4 protein-coding genes are annotated in these 3,241 nt (G+C 43.3%); all 4 read right to left on the bottom strand.

Annotated elements, in window-relative coordinates; genetic code table 11:
* Positions 1 to 45: 45 nt before the first annotated feature.
* Positions 46 to 180 carry a 50S ribosomal protein L34 gene (rpmH, locus tag Q0256_RS09455; RefSeq protein WP_005873223.1) on the bottom strand — a complete coding sequence of 45 codons (135 nt, stop codon included), beginning with the start codon at positions 178 to 180 and terminating at the stop codon, positions 46 to 48.
* 75 nt (positions 181 to 255) lie between these two features.
* Positions 256 to 609, bottom strand: a complete 354-nt coding sequence (locus Q0256_RS09450; RefSeq protein WP_297962471.1) for a hypothetical protein — start codon at positions 607 to 609, stop codon at positions 256 to 258.
* Entirely contained in the window at positions 606 to 1,964 is a 1,359-nt protein-coding gene (locus Q0256_RS09445) for an efflux transporter outer membrane subunit (RefSeq protein WP_005873225.1), read from the bottom strand. Before Q0256_RS09445 ends, Q0256_RS09450 begins: the two co-directional genes overlap by 4 nt.
* 13 nt (positions 1,965 to 1,977) lie before the next feature.
* Positions 1,978 to 3,241 (bottom strand): ABC transporter permease (locus tag Q0256_RS09440; RefSeq protein WP_297962469.1); only part of this gene is annotated, 1,264 nt, incomplete at its 5' end.

Genomic DNA, 3,241 nt, shown 5'->3' with positions numbered 1-3,241 from the left:
AAACCTCCGAAAAAACCCTGCTATCGCTTATCGCAGCAAATTCGCCTACGCAGCCAATCTTCTTCTGCCTTTAGCACGTCTTGCACTTAAAACTCTGCGACCGTTTTTTGTTTTCATGCGGACGCGAAAGCCGTGAGTACGCTTTTTAGGGGTATTGTGGGGTTGGTACGTTCTTTTCATAACTGTTCCTTTAAGAAAATGTAAAGCGGAGATTTTATAGAAACTTTACTTAAAAACCGATAAACAAAAGCAGCCCTAGCGCCGATAAGCGTCGCCTTGCAGCTTTTTACGGCGCAGTTTTAAGTCCTTCTCATTTTTATTGTTTCGCTCCTTGATATCTTGCATCGGCTGTTTTTTAATCGAAAAATCATCGTGATCGCCTACGCCTTTTGATTCACGTTGCAAATTATTTTGCAGGCTTTGCCTATCTAGTTCATTTTTTTGACGATTTAGCATAATTTCATTATGGTTTTTCTCAAATTCCGATTGTTTATCGTTCGCAACGTAAGCGCTGGCACCAAGGCTTACTGAGTCATCTTGCGCTCTTAGTGCCGTGGAATCAGCAAATATCGCGCTGCAAAGCAACCAAAATATCAAAGCCTTTTTCATTTGCGTTTAAATTTACCTGCCATCGCGCGATAAATCGCCGCCTCATTTTGTAGCGTCAAATATCTTTGATTTAGCTCGTTTATCTTAGCGTTTACGGCGTCGGTGCGGGCTTCTAGCATATCCTTTAGCTCGCTTGAACCTGCTTCGTATTTCGCAGCGTAAAGATCGGCAATACGCGCCTTTTCGTCATAAGCGGCACTTAAATTTTTAAGGCTAGCCAGATTGATCTGGTAAATTCTATATAAATTTAGCACCTCATTCGTAGCGTTAGAGAGCGTCTGTTCGTAATTTACGACGTTTTTGCGAAAAGCGATCTCTGAAATTTTAAGGCGGTTTTCAACCCTCGCATAATCCAAAAACGGCAGACTTATGCTTACGTTGCCACTTAAAAAATTTAGCTTGAAGCTATCGTTAGCGCTCACGCCTTGCCCATTAGTAAGCCCTGCGCCTAAATTTACGCTAGGAAAGAAATTTAACTTAGCGGTCTGTTCGTCGTAAAAGCTGGAATTTAGCCTAGCGATCGCGGCTCTAATGTCGGGGCGATTAGCAAGCGCCGTGTAAGGCACATTTAGATCAACGCCTTGGAATTCTATGGAATTTATCGAATCGGTGTTATCATCAAATTGCAAGCTGGAAGAGATGAGATTTCTCATATATTTATGATTATCCTCGATGTTTTTTTGAATGCTTAACACCTTGTTTTCAAGCCCTAGAATAGAATTTTGAATCTGCCTGTAATCTAGCTGCTCGGACTTGCCGTAATCGTATTTTGCCTTGATTATTTTTTCGATCTCTCGGTAATCGCTTAAATTCTGTTTTGTCCATTTTAGCGAATCGTTTAGATAAAGCATCTCGAAGTAGCCGCTTACGACGGAATTTATAAGAGTCAGGCGAGTATTTTCAAGGTCAAACTCGCTAGCTTTGGCGTTCCAGCCCTCGGCATTTACCGCCGAGCGGATTTTGCCGAAAAGATCAAGCTCATAGCTTACGTTAAAGCCCGAACTATAGGTTTTGTTCCAATTCGAGCCGGTGCTTATGTCGCGATTAGCGCCCGCACTCCACGAGCTGCTTAGCGTAGGAAAAAGATCAGCCCTGCTTAGCCCTAAATTTGCATAAGCACTCTCAACGTTTAAAGCCGCTGTTTTTAGATCGTAGTTATTCGCAAGGGCTTGATCTACAAGCTTATTTAGGTATGATTCGCCATATTTTTTATACCACAGCGTATCAATTTCATAGCTTGCATTTTCGTCCTTGAAATGCTCTACAGGTTTAAATTCGACCTCACTTTGATTTGAGGCACAACCGCCGATAAAAACAGCTAAAACGCCGCTTAAAATTACTTTGGAATTTATCATTTTCTCTCCTTGGTTATTCTTGTGCTAAAGCATCTATCGGATTTAATCTGCTGGCGTTTCTTGCCGGCAGATAGCCGAAAACTATACCGATCGCGGACGACGCCGCAAAGGCGATCACGAAAGGCGCAGTAGTAAATTTCATCGCAAAATCCGGGCTTATGGTATTAAACGCAAATCCAAGCGCCAAAGCGATTAAAATTCCCAAAGCTCCGCCTAGCGAGCAAAGCAAGATCGCCTCTATCAAAAACTGCTGCAAGATATTGGATTGCTTCGCGCCGATCGCCATTCTTATGCCGATTTCGCGCGTGCGCTCGGTAACGCTTACGAGCATGATATTCATCACGCCGATACCGCCGACGACGAGCGAGATCACCGCGATCGAGGAGATCAGAATCGTCATCGTGCCTACGGTACTTTCGACCGTTTGCTTAATAGTATCCGCATTCATAGTATGAAAATCTCGCGAGCCGTGCCTTTGGATAAGCAGCTGAGTTAGGCTCTCTTCAGCCACATGAGTATCGACGTCGTCTTTTATTTTGATAGTGATCGAGCCTATTTTTCGATCGCCCGTAATTTTATTCATCACGGTTGAATACGGCGCGTAAATTCTTAAATTTTCGCTACTTCCGAAGGCGTTCTTATCCTTACCCGAAACGCCTATGATTTTAAGCGGCTTGCCGAAAAATAGAATCGTCTTGCCGATAGGATCGGTGTTTTTGAAAAATGTTTTTTTAGTGTTTGGATCGATAATCGCGACAGAGGCAGAATTTTTAATATCATCGTCGCTAAAATTTCTACCATCTTCTATATCTATGCCATTAACCGCCAAAGAATTCACGCCGCCGCCGCGCAGTTGAGCCTTGGAGCTTAAATTAGCATATGTTGCCGTACCGCTTGCAGAAGCATTTGGTGTGGCATAATCGACGTAGGGCTGGCGCGCCAAAACTTTAGAATCGCTTATCGTAAGGGTGCTCACGAAGCCCGCACGCACGTCGCCGAAATTTTTACCGGGAAAGATATCAATCGTATTGGTGCCAATTTTACGGATCTCGGATAAAATTTTCTCCTCCGAACCCTTACCGAGAGCTACTACGCAGATAACCGAGGCGATGCCGATGATGATGCCTAACATCGTCAAAATCGATCTTAGTTTATGCGAAAATATCGCGCTAATGGACATTTTAAAGCTCTCGATGAGCTGATCTTTGCAAAATATAAAGGAATTTTTAGTTTTAATCTCCTCTTTTTTGCGCTCAAAAACCCGCCCAGCTTTTCTT

The sequence above is a fragment of the uncultured Campylobacter sp. genome, assembly GCF_937949835.1.
Classification (GTDB): domain Bacteria; phylum Campylobacterota; class Campylobacteria; order Campylobacterales; family Campylobacteraceae; genus Campylobacter_B.
Note: the sequence above shows the minus strand (reverse complement) of the source record. Positions and strands in the feature narration are given on the sequence as shown.

What these genes read in the sequence shown, in the direction of transcription:
- rpmH (WP_005873223.1), bottom strand. Translation starts at nt 180, where the DNA reads ATGAAAAGAACGTACCAACCCCACAATACCCCTAAAAAGCGTACTCAC.
- Q0256_RS09450 (WP_297962471.1), bottom strand. Translation starts at nt 609, where the DNA reads ATGAAAAAGGCTTTGATATTTTGGTTGCTTTGCAGCGCGATATTTGCT.
- Q0256_RS09445 (WP_005873225.1), bottom strand. Translation starts at nt 1,964, where the DNA reads ATGATAAATTCCAAAGTAATTTTAAGCGGCGTTTTAGCTGTTTTTATC.